Here is a 13,312-nt window from a genome sequence, read left to right as displayed (position 1 = left end):
ACGTACCGTCGACCCCGGGCACACCACCTCACCGGTCGCCGGCGGCACCTGCGCACCCGCCCCACCGGACGCACCCGCCGCAGGAGCCGCAGGAGCCGCCGCGTCACCGCCCCCACCCACCCGCTCGATACGCGCCCGCCGGATCAAGTTCTTACCCGGCTCCCGCACCTTCTCGAACGCGGCGTTGTTCAGCAGGACACAACTACCCGACGGACCGTTCACCGCCACCGTCGTCGACTGACCATTGTCCAGATTCGTCACCTTCAACTTCGTCCCCACCGGGAACGTCCCGCTGGACGCCGCCGGCGTACCGCCTTCGCCCGACAGCGTCACCGTCGAGCCCTGGCACACGACGTCGGGGACAGCGGCATTGCCGATCGCCACCGTGGCGGCGACCCCGCCGACCACCAGGGCTCCCGCGACAGCAGAGAGCACGAACTTCTTCTTGAGACTCATGGTCCGTTTCCTGGACACCTGACACTCCTCGATCCGATGGACGTTGCCCCCCTGACGTCCTGCATACGGCCGACTTTCCGAGCGAGTTCAGTCCTGTTGCCTTTTTACGAAACAGGCCGCGAAGAGGTTTGAGGCGCTGCAAGGCGATCCGCCGGGCGGCTCGTGACTCGCAGGACGACGTGCGAAGAAGCAGGTCACAGCCCCAGGTCCCAGGAGGGTCGCCAGGTGTGCGGCACGCGTACCGACGGTCTTGATCGACACGGGGCGAGGAGGACACAGGCACCTTTAAGGTTCAGTTGATCTGCCCTTAACCATTCCGGGCGCCGCTGAACTCAGGGCTCCAGCGCCTGCGTCCTGGGCTCCCGGAGCATCGAGATCTCAGCCGTCGCGGTCACCCGCCGTGACCGCAGGCAGAGCCCTGAGCAGGGCTCCGCCCGTCGACCGAGTTGATCGCGGTTCCCTGGTGGGACCGTCGGGAACTGCGGATATTTGGGCGATGTGAGCCTTACGTTCTTCGACGAGAGGCGTCTGGCGTGTGATCTCCATGCCGCGGCGAGCCAGAACCAGGGGGACACAGCGACACTGGTCCGGCCCACCCTGGGCAAGGAGACCGGAACACACGCCGTCGGTCCGCACGGCGAGGCCGAACCGTCCTCCTCCGCCGAGCCGCCGGCGCACACCGTCCGGTCCGCCGGAGATCCCCGTACGGGCATGGCGCGCGGACACCGACACGTCTGCGCCATGGTGCTCGCCGGCGTCACGGAGTTCAGCCCCGTCACCGACAAGCCCATCATGGGATCCGCGGTCGTCAGCCTGCACAGCGCGGTGCCCCTGGACCGGGGACGCGTGACCCGCTCGCCGATGTCGGGCCAGCATCATCGTTTCTTCCCTTGCACGCCTGTGACCTGCGAGGGAGCCGTGTTCCACGTACGAGTGACATGGTCGGGATTCGGTGGATTTGGGGTGCCGGCTTCGGGATCATGGTTCCGGTTCCGCACATGACGAAGGCATGAGGCATTTGTCATTTGCAGGCCGTCCCCATGCCCGTTTCACGTCGTGCCCGGGGACGGCCCCCGTCGCGTCCCCCGCACCGGGCCGGGCGGGTACCGCACACCGGACGCAGGGTCGTACCGCCGGTTCCAGGTCTGTGCCGTCAGTCGCGGCCTGACCGGTGACGCCGCTCGACCGCACCACGAGACAGAGGAGCAGGACTACATGTCCATGTCTGTTGTGAGCATCTGGGACAACACCATCCCGGGCGCCCAGCCCCACCACCCCAGGGCATCCGCGTGGGACACCGTCTGGCCCCTCACAGGGGGAACCGCATGGGTGTTCTACAGCAATCCGGGCCAGACCCATGTCAGGAAGCCGGTGATCCTCGCCGACGGCTTCTCGGCCGGGAAGAGCGATCCCGACGCCCTGTGGAACGGCCTGGAGAACGGCGAGTACCCCTTCATCACCAAGCTGAAGGAGGCCGGCTTCGACCTGGTGGTCCTGGGCTTCGACGAGCGGTCGGCGTCCATCACCGACAACGCCGACGTGGCGATCCAGTGCATCGAAAAGGCCATCGCCGACCGCGAAGGGACCGCCAAGCTGACGGTCGGCGGTTTCAGCATGGGTGGGCTGGTCACCCGTTACGCCCTCGCCAAGATGCACCACGACGGTCACGAGCACGAGACCGCGACCTACCTCTCCTACGACACCCCGCACAACGGAGCCTGGCTGCCCATTTCGGTACAGGCGTTCGCGCACTTCGTGAAGGACAACTGGGGCAACCTCCCCGGATTCGGCGAACTCCTCAGCAGCTTCTCGCGGATGGTCAACAGCCCGGCCGCCCGGCAGTTGCTGCGCTGGCACATCGAGACCGTCACCGCGGAGGCCCGCCAGGACCGGGCGCGCACCGACTTCCTCGCGGAGCTGGAGCGGGTGGGCAGCTGGCCCCCCGGCGTGCGGCGGCTCGGGGTCGCCAACGGCACGGGCACCGGTGCCGGGAACAACATCCCGGCCGGCGTGACGGCGATGCGCACCACCGGTGCGGAGCTGACGGGCACCCGCCTCGACACGCAGGACACGGGAGAGCAGGTCGTCGCCCTCCTGAACAAGACCGGAGACCCCGAGATCCGGATCACCACCAGCGGTCTGCCCGACATCGACGGCGCTCCCGGCGGGCTGTTCCCCGAGGCCCTGAATCTGCCGGGCCGGCCCGCGAACTTCGGCACCGCCGCCATGCTGGCCGGACTCCTCGAAGGCGAGCCGGCGGAACTCACCTACAACGCGACCACGTTCGTTCCGAGCGTCAGCGCCGTGGCAGCCGGTGAGATCGACGACCGCGACGCGCTCTACAGCAAGATCGACACCGCCTCCAGCGAGCTCGACCACTTCATGTGCGCGAGCGAGAACCAGGGGCACACGGTCATCACCGTGGAACTCGGCGAGTGGATCCTGGACAAGCTCCAGACCCCCTGACCCCTGACCCGCTGCCTCGCCGGGGCCCTCCGGCGGAGAAGGTGCCGCTCACCGCCGTACGGCGGTGAGCGGCACCGGCGCGTCGAGCGCGTCCGCGCCGCCGCCCGCCCTCGCTCCGGCTTTCCGCGGACCAAATGGTCTCCGCACGGCGGCTTGACCGATGGACCTGCGGCAACGTAACTTCGAGCCGACCGGCCCGTGAACTGATGGAGGAGGCGAAGTCGGATGTCGATCATCTCCGAACTGCACCGCCCCGCGCATCAGATCGCCTGGACTCCGGGTCTTGTAGCACACGGCTGCTGAACAGCCCTCTTCTCCGGTGTGCCCTTCTGCGGCCCCGGCATCTTTCGATTTCTCACACCGCCTGCGGCACGTCGTCGCGTGCCGAGTCGCGCCCCGGATTCTCCCCGGGCTGCGCCAGCGAAATAGAAAGCCCCTGAAATGGCTACTAGCATAATCAGCTCGACCATGCGCGGAAATGAGGATGTGCCATGGTAGCGGCGCGGATCACCGTCAACGGGAAAGAGACACCGCTTTCCCCGGCTGCACCCCACACCACTGTGCTCGATCTCCTGCGCGAGCGTGGCCTCACCGGCACCAAGGAGGGCTGCGCCGAGGGTGAGTGCGGCGCCTGTTCGGTCCTGGTGGCCCGTCCTGGCGTGCACAAGCCCACCGACTGGGTGGCGGTCAACGCATGTCTGGTGCCGGCCGCGGCACTGGACGGCCAGGAGATCATCACCTCCGAAGGTCTCGCCACGGTCGGCGAACCCGGTAAGCGGCCCACGCTGCACCCGGTACAGGAGGAGATGGCGGTCCGCGGCGGCTCCCAATGCGGTTACTGCACACCGGGGTTCATCTGCAGCATGGCCTCCGAGTACTACCGGCCCGACCGCTGCGCGCACGCGGAGCCCGCCGACGGCGCCGACACCCACGACGACGACGCCGAGCACGGTCCGAACGGCTTCGATCTGCACTCGCTGAGCGGCAACCTGTGCCGCTGCACCGGCTACCGCCCGATCCGCGACGCCGCCTTCGCGGTCGGTGAGCCCACCGAGGACGACCCCCTGGCGCAGCGTCGCGAGCAGGACCCGCCCGCGCCGGTCGCCACCGAGTACACGCAGGACGGCGCCACGTTCCTGCGGAAGGACACCCTGGCCGAAACGCTGCAGCTGCTGCGCGAGCGGCCCGACGCGGTCGTGGTAGCCGGCTCCACCGACTACGGCGTCGAGGTGAACATCCGCTCCCGCCGGGCGGAGTGCGTGGTCGCCATCGACCGGCTGCCCGAGCTCCGGGAGCTGCGCGTCGAATCCGACCACATCGAGATCGGGGCGGCGGTGACGCTCACCGAGATCGAACGCCGCCTCGACGGCGACGTCCCGCTGCTGGCCGAACTGTTCCCGCAGTTCGCCTCCCGACTCATCCGCAACAGCGGCACCCTCGGCGGCAATCTGGGTACCGGCTCCCCCATCGGTGACAGCCCGCCGGTGCTGCTCGCCCTGGAGGCGTCGCTGGTGCTCGCCGACGCCGACGGTGAGCGCGTCGTCCCGCTCGCGGAGTACTTCACCGGCTACCGGCAGAGCGTGCGCCGCCCCGATGAACTGATCCGCGCGGTGCGCATCCCGCTGCCGCTGTCGCCGGTCACGGCCTTCCACAAGATCGCCAAGCGACGCTTCGACGACATCTCCAGCGTGGCGATCGGATTCGCGCTCGACATCGAGGGCGGAATCGTCCGCAAGGCGCGCATCGGTCTGGGCGGCGTGGCCGCCACCCCGATCCGTGCCCTCGCCACCGAGGCCGCCCTGGAGGGCAAGCCGTGGTCGGCGGAGACGGTCGAGGCCGCTGCCCGGGTGCTGCGGGGTGAGGGCACGCCGATGAGCGATCACCGTGCCAGCTCCGTCTACCGTTCCGCGATGCTCGGCCAGAGCCTGTTGAAGCTGCACGCGCAAACCACCGAGGCGGTGTCTTCATGAGCCATTTGTCCGAGCGTCCCGAGAAGCCGGTAGTCGGCGTCTCCATGCCGCACGAGAGTGCCGTACTGCACGTCACCGGCACCGCGCTCTACACCGATGACCTGGTGTACCGCACCAAGGACACCCTGCACGCCTACCCGGTCCAGGTCATGAAGACCCGGGGCAGGATCACCGCGCTGCGCACCGAGCCAGCGCTCGCCGTGCCCGGTGTGGTCCGCGTACTGACCGTCGCCGACGTGCCGGGCGTCAACGACGCCGGCATGAAGCACGACGAGCCGCTCTTCCCCGACGAGGTCATGTTCCACGGCCACGCGGTCGCCTGGGTGCTCGGTGAGACCCTGGAAGCGGCCCGGCTCGGTGCGGCGGCCGTCGAGGTGGAACTCGACGAACTGCCCTCCGTGATCACGCTGAAGGAAGCGATCGCGGCCGAGAGCTTCCACGGCGCCCGGCCCGTGATGGTGACCGGCGACATCGACGCCGGTTTCGCCGACTCGGCGCACGTGTTCACCGGCGAGTTCCAGTTCTCCGACCAGGAGCACTTCTACCTGGAGACGCACGCCGCGCTGGCCTACATCGACGAGGCCGAGCAGGTGTTCATCCAGAGCAGCACCCAGCATCCCTCGGAGACCCAGGAGATCGTCGCGCACGTCCTGGGTCTGCACAGCCACGAAGTGACCGTGCAGTGCCTTCGGATGGGCGGCGGCTTCGGCGGCAAGGAGATGCAGCCGCACGGCTTCGCGGCCATCGCCGCGCTCGGCGCCAAGCTGACCGGCCGGCCGGTCCGGGTGCGGCTCAACCGCACCCAGGACCTGACCATGTCCGGCAAGCGGCACGGGTTCCACGCCGACTGGAAGATCGGCTTCGACGCCGACGGCCGCATCCAGGCGCTGGACGCCACGCTGACCGCGGACGGCGGCTGGAGCCTGGACCTGTCGGAGCCGGTCTGCGCCCGTGCGCTGTGCCACATCGACAACACCTACTGGATTCCCAACGCGCGGGTCGCCGGTCGCATCGCCAAGACCAACAAGGTCTCCAACACGGCCTTCCGGGGCTTCGGCGGACCGCAGGGCATGCTGGTGATCGAGGACATCCTGGGCCGGGTCGCGCCGCTGCTCGGGCTGGACCCGATGGAGCTGCGGAAGCGCAACTTCTACCAGCCGGGTCTGGGCCAGTCGACGCCGTACGGCCAGCCGGTCCCGCAGGCGGAACGGATCGCCGCCGTCTGGCAGCAGGTCGAGGAGAACGGCGGCATCGCCGACCGCAAGCGCGAGATCGCCGCTTTCAACGCCGCGCACCCGCACACCAAGCGGGCGCTCGCGATCACCGGCATCAAGTTCGGCATCTCGTTCAACCTCACGGCCTTCAACCAGGCCGGCGCGCTGGTGCTGATCTACAAGGACGGCTCCGTCCTGATCAACCACGGCGGCACCGAGATGGGCCAGGGACTGCACACCAAGATGCTGCAGGTGGCCGCGACCACGCTGGGTATCCCGCTGCACAAGGTGCGGCTGGCCCCCACGCGTACCGACAAGGTGCCCAACACCTCTGCCACTGCCGCCAGTTCCGGGGCTGACCTCAACGGTGGCGCCGTGAAGAACGCCTGCGAGCAGTTGCGCGCGCGGCTGCTGCAGGTGGCCGCCGGCCAGCTGGGTTCGAACGCCTCGGACGTGCGCATCGTCGACGGTGTCGCTCGCACGCTGGGCAGCGACAAGGAGCTGGCCTGGGACGACCTGGTGCACACGGCGTACTTCCAGCGCGTTCAGCTGTCGGCCTCCGGTTACTACCGGACCGAGGGGCTGCACTGGGACGCGAAGGCTTTCAGGGGCTCGCCGTTCAAGTACTTCTCCTACGGCGCCGCGGCGGCCGAGGTGGAGGTGGACGGCTTCACCGGCGGGTACCGCATCCGCCGGGTGGACATCGTGCACGATGTCGGCGACAGCCTGTCCCCGATGATCGACATCGGTCAGGTCGAGGGCGGCTTCGTGCAGGGCGCGGGCTGGCTGACGCTCGAGGACATGCGCTGGGACACCAGCGACGGGCCGAACCGCGGCCGGCTGCTGACCCAGGCCGCGAGCACCTACAAGCTGCCGAGCTTCTCGGAGATGCCCGCGGAGTTCAACGTCACGCTGATGGAGAACGCCACCGAAGAGGGCGCGGTGTACGGGTCCAAGGCGGTCGGTGAGCCTCCGCTGATGCTGGCGTTCTGCGTGCGCGAAGCGCTGCGGCAGGCCGCCGCGGCGTTCGGACCCGCCGGTGTCAGTGTGGAACTGGCCGCCCCTGCGACCCCGGAGGCCGTCTACTGGGCGATCGAAGCGGCCCGTGAGAAGGCCGACGTGCGGGGCGGCGACAGCCACGTGCTGGGCGGCAGCGAGATCCGTACCGACACAAGCGCTTTGAGCAATGCCTGACATGACCTGGATCGCCGCGGTCACGCGGTTGCGAGCACGCCGGGAGCCCGGCGTGCTCGTGACCGTCGCGACCGTGCGCGGCCACGCGCCCCGTGGGGCCGGTGCCAAACTCGTCGTGGGACGGACCGAGACCTGGGGGTCGATCGGCGGCGGCAACATCGAGGCCGTCGCCATCGACCGGGCCCGCCAGCTGAATGCCGAGGCCGATCCGGAGCCGGAACTGATGGAGTTCGCCCTCAACGACAAGGTCATCGGACCCCACGGTGTGCAGTGCTGCGGCGGCGCCGTGAGCTTGCTCCTCGAACCGCTGCCGGTGGTCCAGGCGGTGGCCGTCTTCGGCGTCGGGCACGTCGGACTGGAGCTGGCCCGCATCCTGGCCCGCCACAACCTCGATCTGCACCTGATCGACACCCGCTCCGACATGCTCACCGACGAACGGCTCGGTGTGTTCGCGGATGCGGTCGCGCAGATCCACGTGCACCACACACCGCTGCTGCCGGAGGAGGTGCTCACGGAGCTGCCGCCCGGCGCCCACGTCCTGATCATGACCCACGATCACGCCGAGGACGCCGCGCTGTGCGACGCCGCCTTGCGGACGGCCGGTCTCGGCTCGATCGGATTGATCGGCTCGGCCGCCAAGTGGGTGCGGTTCCGCAAGCGCCTGGCCACCGAGGGAGGCCACGACGCCGCCACCATCGACCGGATCAAGACTCCGATCGGAATGACCGAGATCACCGGCAAGGAACCTGCCACGATCGCGGTGAGCGTCGCGGCGGACCTGCTCCGGACCTTCGAGCAGGACCGCTTCAGGGCGGCTCCGGACACGATCGCCGAGTTCCCCGATGCACCAAAGGCCCCTGCGTCACGTGAGATCCGTGAGGCCCCCGGGGTCCGCGAGGTCCCCCGGGTCCGCGTACGCTCCGGCATCCGCTGAGGCCCTTCTTCCGGATCAGGCCTGACCCGGCCTGATCCGGAAGAAGCGGCCTGGGCCGATATCAGACAGAGGGCGAGTTGCCAGGAGGGGCTTGCAGAGGGAACGTGGCGGGAGGGGCGAAGTCGACGGCCGCACCCGGGGGGCCCGGCGGAGGGTCCCGTCAGTAACGGCCTTGGTTCGCAGCACAGTTGAAGTCGTGCGCGCGTGGTGAGGGGGTCGCCGTCACGCGGTGAGCGAAACCCTGTTCACCGGTGCGACCGATGGGCCCGGGCTGACGTCTCAGTGGGTGACGGTCCGCACCCAGGGGGAACAATGAATCAGCGCTCAGGACGTTTACTCGGTATGGCGGTCGCCGCGTCGGTCGGCCTGGTCGGTTGCGGCAGCGGTGCGCCCTCCGACGGACCCGCGCCCGAGTCCCGCCCGTCTGCCGTACCGGCGTACGTGGTCGCCTACCGTGCCGGACACAGCGCGGGCAAGGCCGTCTACGACTCCTCGGGGAAGGGCGCGGCCGTGCACGAGACCGTATGGGGCGGCTGTACGCGCCGGGCCCTGCAGGCGGGCAGCGACGCCGAGATGGATCGTGGCTCCTGGGTGCGAGGCTGTCTCGACGGCGTGGCCAACGCCCCTGAGCGGTTGCCCACCGGACCCGTCATCGAGCGGACCGCGGATACGGAGATGCTGGAGCGGTTCCGCGCCTGGGCTCGCACCAAGGGCGAAGCGCGGCAGGCCGACCACGCCCGCGCGCTGGTCGTGGCCCGACTGACCGAACACGACTATGACGTCGAATTGAGCACGGACTACTCGGCAGGCTCCGGAACGCCCGGAGCCGAATCGCTTGCCCGGAGCTTCGTCGAGTCGTGGGACGGCGATCACGGCCGGGTCGGTACCGCCAGGAACGTGCTGGTCCTCGGGTCGGACGGAGAGAGGCTGACCGCGCAGCGCATCTGAGGAGCGGCGACGGCCCCGTATCACCGGCCCTTCGCGAGGCGTCCCGCCGTGGGATCGGGGTCGCGCCACATCGGCCGGAGGGTCGGGCCGCCCTCCGGGAGCCGGATCTCTCCGGTGACGCGGAAGCCCAGCTTCTCGTGGAAGGGCCGCTGCTGCCGCTGGGCCAGCCGGAAGTAGCGGGCGATCCTGCGTTCCCGGTCGGCGGCGGGAATCATCCATGCCATGACCGGGTCGTCGGCGAAGGCGCGGGCCAGGAGCGTGGCGACCGCCCCCGACTCGGCGGGCCGGGCGAACCGGATCCCGTACCCGGCCCACGGCGGTGCTGGACGTGTGCTCATGGGGCCACGGTAGGCAGCGGGGCCCGGCCGGCCCGGCCCGGCGGCGCCGGACACGCCGTACGGGCCACCCGCGCGAGTCAGGAGGTGCGCTTCAGGGTCCAGGTGTTGGGGTTGAAGCTGGGGACGGCGGAGTAGCGACAGCCGCTGGAGTAGTAGGTGTTGGTGATGGTCCAGCCGGCGGGCGGCCACGTGGACGCGCAGGCGTTGACCTGGGTGCCGACCGGGTAGCCCCTGAGGTCCTTGATCTGCTTGGTGTTGGGCGTGAAGCCGGAACCGCACCCGCCGCTGTTCCACCACTGGGCGTCCACCCAGCCGTCCGGGGTGAGCGTGCTGGAGCACATGGTGAGCGTGTCGCCGGGTGCCGCCGAAGCGGGGCTCGCGGCGATGGAGAGAGCGGTGACGGCGGCCATGGTGGCCAGAGCGGCGGCGTGACGGATGCGGATCACGGGACGTTCCTTCCTCGGCGCGCTGGGGCCGCTGCCGACCATCGGCAGGCCGTTCCAGGCGCCTCGTCATTGCTATCCGACCGGTTCTGGCTGCAGAAAGTCATCTTTTGGGCATAACTCTGCGACGGTTTAGAGCCGCCGCGGTCAGCCGATCGGCTGCCGCATCTCGGCACGCACCCTGAGGGTCGTCGCGGCGGTCTTGGCCAGGTCGACGGAGCCGGGCTTCTGCTGCGCGGTCTCCTCGCTGAGGATGCCGACCGTGGCGCCAGTGTTCCCGTCGACCCAGGCGCACATCGGCAGGGAGCTCTCGACCCCGCTCTGGCGCACCGTCAGCACCTGGCAGGACAGCGTGATGTCGGATCCGGTGGGGGTGATGTCCCGCGCGGGGACCCCCAGGGACGCGCCTTCGGACTCCGCGGCGCCGCGCAGCATCTTCTTGCGGGCTCCCGCGGTGTCCTTGAACTGGCCGTACATCCCGGAGACGACCAGGGCGCCCGACTCCTTCGGGGACTCGGACGCGTACTGACCGGCAGCCGGCTTCGGATCGCGGACCGTCGAGTCGTAGGTGCCCTCCAGGGCCTTCTTGCCCGCCGTGGCGGAATGGTCCTGGACCAGCTCGTACTTGCCGTCGACGAGGGTCTTGGGAACGGTGAGCCGGTACCGGGCCTCGGGGAATCCGGATCCGCTCACCCGGGCGCCGACCGCGCCGATCGCGCCGAGCACCAGCACCGCTCCCGCGACGATCCCGACCACCATGCCGATGCGGTTCTTGCGCGGCGGCGTGCCCGTCGGGGGCTGCCCCCACGCTCCTTGACCGGGGTAGGGCTGCGGCGGACCGGGCTGCCCCGGGTACGGCTGCCCCTGGTGAGGCTGCCCGGGATACGGCTGCTGGTGCGCGGGCGGTGCGGCGTACGGCTGTCCGCCGTAGGGATTCGGGGGCTGCGGGGGCTGCGGAGGCCCGTACGGGCCGGGGGGTTGCTGGGGCTGCGGCATGCTCATGATCGAACGGTACGTCAGCCCCGCGTACCGCGGAATTCCGGCCGCCCGTGGTGGCGGGGACGGCCTTCGGGGTTCCATTCCCTCCCGGCCGGGTGGACGCGTGAGCTGGGCCGGAACCCGCCCTGGAAAGTAGGATCAAGGAATGTCTGACACGACCGAAACTACGCCCGGCTGGCTGAGCAGCGACGAGCTGGAAATGGCCCGGGCCCAGATGCCGATCCTCTACGTCGAGGCCGTCCCCGTACGCGTGGACGACACCGGCGAAGTCACCACCATCGGACTGCTCCTGCGGATCGGCACGGACGGGGCGATGAGCCGGACCCTGGTGTCCGGCCGTGTCATGCACCACGAGCGGATCCGTGACGCCCTGCTCCGCCACCTGGAGAAGGACCTGGGGCCCGTGGCCCTGCCCCGTATCCCCGCTTCCCTGCAGCCTTTCACCGTCGCCGAGTACTTCCCCACGGTGGGCGTCACCCCCTATCACGACCCCCGCCAGCACGCGGTGTCACTCGCCTACATCGTGCCGGTCACGGGTGACTGCCGTCCCCGTCAGGACGCCCTGGACCTGGTCTGGTTCAGCCCTCAGGAGGCACTCTCGGCGGCCGTGCAGGGCGAGATGCCGGGCGGTCACGCGGCGCTGCTGAAGCAGGCGCTCGCGCATGTGGGGTACACGTACTGAAGTCGCCGCGCTCACCGCGCGACGCTCCACGCCGGTCCGGTCGCTGCCCCTGTTGGATGCCGGCAGCGACCGGAGCCGGCCGGACCCCGGCTACGAGGTCTGCGCCGGGGTGAACTTCGTGAGGATCAGCAGGGTGTCGACGAGGTCCTCGGCAGGGGCTCCGGTCGCCAGGCGGCGCAGCTGCTGCCCGAAGACCAGGGCCACGGCCACCCCGGCCAGGCGTTCGGGGTCCGGGACGCCGAGGTGGGTCAGGATCCGGGTGGCCAGCAGGTCGTAGGCGGCGAAGCACTCGGCGGCGGCGGCGCGCAGCCGTTCGTCCCGGCCGGCCTGGACGTACAGCTCGAACGGCGCGATGTGGCGGCTGTCGAAGGCGTTGCCGCCCGCCACCTGTGCCACCACCTCGGCCGCCTGTCCGATGTCGAACTGCTCGTCGGAGCACGCGTCGGCGAGCGCCGTGAAGTGCCGGGTCTCCTCCGCCACGAAGTGCAGCAGGCTCTCGCGCAGCAGTTCGTGCTGGGTTGCGAAGTGGTAGGTGACGGAGCCGAGGGAGACCCCGGCCTCCTTGGCGATCCGCCGGTTGGTGACGGCGGCGATGCCGTCCTGCCCGATGATCCGCAGTACGGCGTCGATGATGCTCTGGCGGGTGTCGGAAGCATGGGGCATGGCGCAATTCTGCCCCATGGCCCGGCTCGACCGCCCGGGCGGCGCTGGGGAGTTGGGGACCACGAGGTGTGGACAAGGGGCGGAGCCGTCCATACTGTTCGTTCGAACGAACAGTTGAGGGACTTCGCCAGCCGCACGGGAGTGCTCGTGGACATATCCGGATCGAACGTTCTGCTCACCGGCGCCACCGGAGGCATCGGCGCGGCCCTGGCCGCTCGCCTGACCGCGCAGGGGGCCCGCCTCACGGTCACGGGGCGGCGGGAGGAAGCCCTCAAGGCCACCGCGGACGCCTGCGGCGCCCGTACCGTGGTCGCCGATCTGGCCGTTCGGTCCGACGTCGTACACCTCGCCGAGAGCTGCGCGGAGACGGACATCCTCGTCGCGAACGCCGCCCTGCCCGCCAGCGGCGACCTCCTGGACTACACCGAGGACCAGCTCGACCGCGCCGTCGACGTCAACCTCCGCGCGCCCGTCGTGCTCTCCCGGCTGCTCGCGGAGCACATGGTGGGCCGCGGTCGCGGCCACATCGTGCTGGTCGGCTCCCTTTCCGGCAAGGCGGCCACCAAGTCGACCTCCCTGTACAACGCGACGAAGTTCGGGCTGCGCGGATTCGCTCTCGCCCTGCGCCAGGAGCTCAGAGGTACGGGGGTGGGGGTGTCCCTGGTCCAGCCCGGATTCGTCCGCGACGCCGGAATGTTCGCGGCCACCGGTGCCACCACTCCGAACGGCATCAGGACCGTCACGCCCGGCCAGGTCGCCGACGGCGTCGTACGAGCCGTCCGCCGCGACCGGTGCGAGGTCAACGTCGCGCCGCTGGAGCTGCGGCTGCTGAGCGCCATCGCCGGGCAGTTCCCCGGCTTCGCCGAGCGCGTCCAGGCCCGTACGGACGTCGACGGGTCCGTGCGACAGATCGTCGAGGCCCAGCGCTCACGGCGTTAGCCGGGCGCACCCCTTCCGGCGCACTCCCGCACTCCCGCATCCCGCATCCCGCATCAGCACGCACGC

General features: G+C 70.0%; 11 protein-coding genes and 1 pseudogene. 7 read left to right on the top strand and 5 right to left on the bottom strand.

Annotated elements, in window-relative coordinates; translation table 11 throughout:
• Nucleotides 1-114: 114 nt before the first annotated feature.
• Nucleotides 115-372 (bottom strand): annotated as a pseudogene (locus ACZ573_RS31815) (RlpA-like double-psi beta-barrel domain-containing protein); the annotation flags it as partial.
• A 1,299-nt stretch (nt 373-1,671) separates the two neighbouring features.
• On the opposite strand from ACZ573_RS31815, the gene ACZ573_RS31810 reads away from it, so the two are divergent.
• From ACZ573_RS31810 to ACZ573_RS31790, 5 genes are all read left to right on the top strand, one after another.
• Complete coding sequence (locus ACZ573_RS31810) at nt 1,672-2,922, top strand: esterase/lipase family protein (protein WP_471310915.1); 1,251 nt, start codon at nt 1,672-1,674, stop codon at nt 2,920-2,922.
• A gap of 491 nt (nt 2,923-3,413) precedes the next feature.
• Nucleotides 3,414-4,892: a xanthine dehydrogenase small subunit gene (locus ACZ573_RS31805; protein ID WP_471310912.1), complete on the top strand. Its 1,479-nt coding sequence runs from the start codon at nt 3,414-3,416 to the stop codon at nt 4,890-4,892.
• Nucleotides 4,889-7,300, top strand: a complete 2,412-nt coding sequence (gene xdhB, locus ACZ573_RS31800; RefSeq protein ID WP_471310909.1) for a xanthine dehydrogenase molybdopterin binding subunit — start codon at nt 4,889-4,891, stop codon at nt 7,298-7,300. Before ACZ573_RS31805 ends, xdhB begins: the two co-directional genes overlap by 4 nt.
• A gap of 1 nt (nt 7,301) precedes the next feature.
• Complete coding sequence (gene xdhC, locus ACZ573_RS31795; protein WP_471310907.1) at nt 7,302-8,234, top strand: xanthine dehydrogenase accessory protein XdhC; 933 nt, start codon at nt 7,302-7,304, stop codon at nt 8,232-8,234.
• Nucleotides 8,235-8,576: 342 nt separating this feature from the next.
• Entirely contained in the window at nt 8,577-9,182 is a 606-nt protein-coding gene (locus ACZ573_RS31790) for a hypothetical protein (RefSeq protein ID WP_471310903.1), read from the top strand.
• A 20-nt stretch (nt 9,183-9,202) separates the two neighbouring features.
• On the opposite strand, the gene ACZ573_RS31785 is transcribed toward ACZ573_RS31790, so the two are convergent.
• From ACZ573_RS31785 to ACZ573_RS31775, 3 genes are all read right to left on the bottom strand, one after another.
• Nucleotides 9,203-9,520, bottom strand: coding sequence for a hypothetical protein (locus ACZ573_RS31785; RefSeq protein ID WP_471310901.1), 318 nt, complete (start codon nt 9,518-9,520; stop codon nt 9,203-9,205).
• 77 nt (nt 9,521-9,597) lie between these two features.
• Complete coding sequence (locus tag ACZ573_RS31780; protein ID WP_471310898.1) at nt 9,598-9,966, bottom strand: hypothetical protein; 369 nt, start codon at nt 9,964-9,966, stop codon at nt 9,598-9,600.
• Between the two features lie 144 nt (nt 9,967-10,110).
• Nucleotides 10,111-10,965, bottom strand: a complete 855-nt coding sequence (locus ACZ573_RS31775) for a hypothetical protein (protein ID WP_471310895.1) — start codon at nt 10,963-10,965, stop codon at nt 10,111-10,113.
• Nucleotides 10,966-11,107: 142 nt separating this feature from the next.
• Here ACZ573_RS31775 and ACZ573_RS31770 point away from each other — a divergent pair, with 142 nt between their 5' ends.
• On the top strand, nt 11,108-11,644 hold the full coding sequence (locus ACZ573_RS31770) for an NUDIX hydrolase family protein (RefSeq protein WP_301373656.1): 537 nt from the start codon (nt 11,108-11,110) through the stop codon (nt 11,642-11,644).
• Between the two features lie 90 nt (nt 11,645-11,734).
• Here ACZ573_RS31770 and ACZ573_RS31765 read toward each other — a convergent pair whose 3' ends face one another.
• A complete protein-coding gene (locus tag ACZ573_RS31765; protein ID WP_471310892.1) occupies nt 11,735-12,307 on the bottom strand; it encodes a TetR/AcrR family transcriptional regulator in 573 nt (190 codons plus the stop codon).
• Nucleotides 12,308-12,454: 147 nt separating this feature from the next.
• Here ACZ573_RS31765 and ACZ573_RS31760 point away from each other — a divergent pair, with 147 nt between their 5' ends.
• On the top strand, nt 12,455-13,246 hold the full coding sequence (locus ACZ573_RS31760) for an SDR family NAD(P)-dependent oxidoreductase (RefSeq protein ID WP_471310889.1): 792 nt from the start codon (nt 12,455-12,457) through the stop codon (nt 13,244-13,246).
• Nucleotides 13,247-13,312: the final 66 nt, after the last annotated feature.

The sequence above is a fragment of the Streptomyces sp. NPDC040545 genome (assembly GCF_055595065.1).
This window is presented reverse-complemented; position numbering and strand designations above follow the sequence as displayed.

Bases quoted from the DNA above. Each gene is read 5' to 3' on its own strand.
- ACZ573_RS31805 (WP_471310912.1), top strand. From the start codon at position 3,414: ATGGTAGCGGCGCGGATCACCGTCAACGGGAAAGAGACACCGCTTTCC.
- ACZ573_RS31810 (WP_471310915.1), top strand. From the start codon at position 1,672: ATGTCCATGTCTGTTGTGAGCATCTGGGACAACACCATCCCGGGCGCC.
- xdhC (WP_471310907.1), top strand. From the start codon at position 7,302: ATGACCTGGATCGCCGCGGTCACGCGGTTGCGAGCACGCCGGGAGCCC.
- ACZ573_RS31775 (WP_471310895.1), bottom strand. From the start codon at position 10,965: ATGAGCATGCCGCAGCCCCAGCAACCCCCCGGCCCGTACGGGCCTCCG.
- ACZ573_RS31790 (WP_471310903.1), top strand. From the start codon at position 8,577: ATGGCGGTCGCCGCGTCGGTCGGCCTGGTCGGTTGCGGCAGCGGTGCG.
- ACZ573_RS31770 (WP_301373656.1), top strand. From the start codon at position 11,108: ATGTCTGACACGACCGAAACTACGCCCGGCTGGCTGAGCAGCGACGAG.
- xdhB (WP_471310909.1), top strand. From the start codon at position 4,889: ATGAGCCATTTGTCCGAGCGTCCCGAGAAGCCGGTAGTCGGCGTCTCC.
- ACZ573_RS31785 (WP_471310901.1), bottom strand. From the start codon at position 9,520: ATGAGCACACGTCCAGCACCGCCGTGGGCCGGGTACGGGATCCGGTTC.
- ACZ573_RS31765 (WP_471310892.1), bottom strand. From the start codon at position 12,307: ATGCCCCATGCTTCCGACACCCGCCAGAGCATCATCGACGCCGTACTG.